The organism is Collinsella sp. AM24-1 (assembly GCF_003470325.1).
Taxonomy (GTDB): domain Bacteria; phylum Actinomycetota; class Coriobacteriia; order Coriobacteriales; family Coriobacteriaceae; genus Collinsella.
Genome location: NZ_QRHM01000016.1, coordinates 1 through 3,012, shown reverse-complemented (window position 1 = coordinate 3,012; position 3,012 = coordinate 1). Strand labels below are relative to the sequence as shown.

2 protein-coding genes are annotated in these 3,012 nt (G+C 56.1%); both read left to right on the top strand.

Translation table 11 applies throughout. The annotated features are described in order from the left end of the window. The first annotated feature begins 283 nt into the window (after nucleotides 1-283). Complete coding sequence (gene fmt / locus DW661_RS06980; protein ID WP_118935153.1) at nucleotides 284-1,204, top strand: methionyl-tRNA formyltransferase; 921 nt, start codon at nucleotides 284-286, stop codon at nucleotides 1,202-1,204. Then, nucleotides 1,201-2,601 (top strand): RsmB/NOP family class I SAM-dependent RNA methyltransferase, encoded by a 1,401-nt coding sequence (locus DW661_RS06975; RefSeq protein WP_118935151.1) that lies wholly within the window; start codon nucleotides 1,201-1,203, stop codon nucleotides 2,599-2,601. The genes fmt and DW661_RS06975 overlap by 4 nt, the downstream gene beginning before the upstream one ends. The last annotated feature ends 411 nt before the right edge of the window (nucleotides 2,602-3,012 follow it).

Below are 3,012 nucleotides of genomic sequence, written 5' to 3'. Positions count from 1 at the left end.
GCTCAAACATTCTCGCTGCGCTGCGAAACTGCGCGCGGGACGATATAGGCGGGCGCCCCGGGGACTACGTTGACGCTGCCTGTCTCGCCCGGGTGCCGTCGGGCCAGGGAGGGGCGTCTTCGCTGATAATTGCTTTGTTGGGAGGGCTGCTTTCATGCGGCTCTTTCTTTGTTTTTGGGTATATTTGTTCTTGTTGAATTGTTCTTGCGGCTGGGCGCGCATGCGGCCTGGAACGCTTCTTTTGTAGCCGTCTCGGCTCGTTATTGAGAGGAGACAAACTTATATGCGTATTGTGTTTATGGGTACGCCTGATTTTGCTGTGCCTTCTTTGACTTCGCTTGTTGAGGCTGGGAATGAGATTGCGCTTGTTGTTACTCGTCCTGATGCTGTTCGTGGGCGTGGTAAGAAGCTTGAGCCGTCTCCTGTTAAGGCTAAGGCGCTTGAGCTGGGGTTACCGGTTGTTGAGGCTAATCGTATGACGCCTGAGGTTGTTGAGGTGCTCCAGGCTGCCCAGGCTGATATTTTCTGTGTGGCTGCTTATGGCTGTATTTTGCCTGATGAGGTGCTGCATATGGCGCCGCTTGGTATTGTGAATGTTCATGCGTCCTTGCTGCCTCGTTGGCGTGGGGCTGCTCCTATTCAGCGTGCCATTCTTGCTGGTGATGAGGTTGCTGGCGTTTCTATCATGCGCATTGGGCATGGCGTGGATACTGGTGCCTATTGTGCTCAGGCTTCCACGTCGGTTGCCGGTAAGCATGCTGAGGCGCTGACCATGGAGCTTGGTGAGCTTGGCGGTAAACTGCTTGCCGATACGCTTCCTTCTCTTGCTGATGGCACCGCCGTGTGGATTGAACAGGATGAGGCGCTCGTTACCCATGCTGCCAAGATTTCTAAGCAGGAGATGCGCTTGGATCCGCAAATGGCGGCGCTTGATTGCGTGCGTCATGTGCTGGCCTCTTCCGATACCGCGCCTGCTCGTTGCGTGATTGCCGGCAAGACCGTGCGCGTGCTCGATGCTGCGCCTGCTGATGTGTCGCTTGGCGAGGGGCTCGTCGCCGTTCAGGCCAAGCGTGTTTTCCTGGGTCTTTCCGATGGCTCGATTGAGTTGCTCGAGGTTAAGCCCGATGGCAAGCGTGCCATGGATGCTTCTGCTTGGGCTGCTGGCCTGCAGGGTGCCGATCTTATCTGGGGTGTTTTGTCATGAGCAAGCTGTCTCCCGCGCGTAAGCTCGCGCTTGATGTTTTGATGGAAGCCGATCGCCGCGGCATGTACGCGCGCGACGTGCTCTCGTCCCGTGCTTCGGCCAAGGCTATTGACCAGCGCGATTCTGCTTTTGCAGCTCGTTTGGCACTTGGCGTTGCGGCCACCCAGGGTATTTTGGATGAGCTGCTCGATCAGTTTCTCGATAAGCCTAAAAAGGTTGCGCCGCGTGTTCGCATGGCGCTTCGTATCTCGGCCTTCGAGATGCTCTATCTGCATACGCCGGGCCGCGTTGCCGTAAGTCAGGGTGTTGAGCTGGTTCGCTGCGGGGCTAAGTCTGCCGCTGGCTTGGCCAATGCTGTACTGCATAAGGTTGCAGACAATGTTGAGGACTTTGCTACTGCGTCCGATGTGGATGAGTCTGAGCGACGTTTGGTTCGTCTGTCGCGCCTGATGGGTCTACCTCGCTGGCTATGCGCTCGCATTATGGCGTCGTTTGACACTCCAGAGGGTGCGCTTAACTTTGCCGGCAATCTGGCCCCCGCACCGCTGGCCCTGCATGAGAACGCCTTTGCGTCCAAGCCCGATCCGTATATCTCGCAGCTTGTGGCACCCGTGTTCCCGGGTTGCCATGCTCCGGTCGATGCTCAGGTTACGGTTGCGTCGGGCGTATTTGAGCGTGCTGCTGCCGTGGCCTCGGACCTTAACGCCCAGCTTATCGCCACAGCTGCCACGCGCCCTGGCAGCTGCCTTGAGATTGGTGCCGGCCGTGGCACCAAGACCTATGTGATGATGTGCCAGGCCAAGCGTGCGGGCTATGAGCGTCAGCATACGGCGCTCGATCTGCATGATCGCAAGTGCGATCTGAATCTCGCTCGCCTTCATAAGGCCGGTATTCAGGGCGTTCGAACGGTTTCGGGTGATGCCTGCGAGCTTGATGAAGTACTGACATCGTTTGATGCCATGCTTGGCAAGCCGGTTAAGTTCGACACGGTCTTTATCGATGCGCCGTGCTCGGGCACCGGCACCATGCGCCGCCATCCTGAGATCCCGTGGCGTCTGACCGAAAAGGATGTGACGGTTGAGCTGCCCAAACTGCAGCTGACGATGCTCAAAGAAGCCGCTGCGCGCGTCGCCGAGGATGGCGAGCTCATCTATGCGACGTGCTCGGTGTTTGATGAAGAGAACACGCAGGTGGTGGATGCTTTCCTGAACTCTCCCGAGGGCACCTGTTTTAGCCTGGAGCCGCTCTCCGAGGCGCAGATTTTGCAACTCCTCGAGTTCGATCAGGCTAAGAAGCTCGTATCCGTACGCCAGAACGAACGAGGCCTCTTCCAAAGCGTGCCGGTAAACGCTGACTCCTACGACGGCCACTTCTGCGCCCGCTTGGTCCACAAGTAACTATTAAGTTGCGGTGAAATAGGGATTGAATATCGGCTTCTACCCGCCAAACAGTCCTTATTTCACCGCAACTCAGGAGGTCATGCGAGCGGAGATCGCAATAGAGGTAAAGAGTGGTAAAAATAGCCCCGTTTCATACTTGCTGTTATCAAAAGTAGGGCGGATTACAGGGCTAGATTGGTGATGCCCGACCACAGCAAAAATGACCTAAATAAAACCGCAGGTAGATAGCTTGTTGAAATTTGCAAATTACTGGAATGGATAGAGGTTGTCAATTCAGCCCCGTAATCCGGTAGAGTTTTGAAATGTTACAAACTTAGCATCAGCCCGAAATCCGATCTAAAGAAAAGTTGCGGTGAAATAGTTCCTGTTGGGGGTGCGGACAGAAAGTTGGACCGCGGGGCGGTCCGG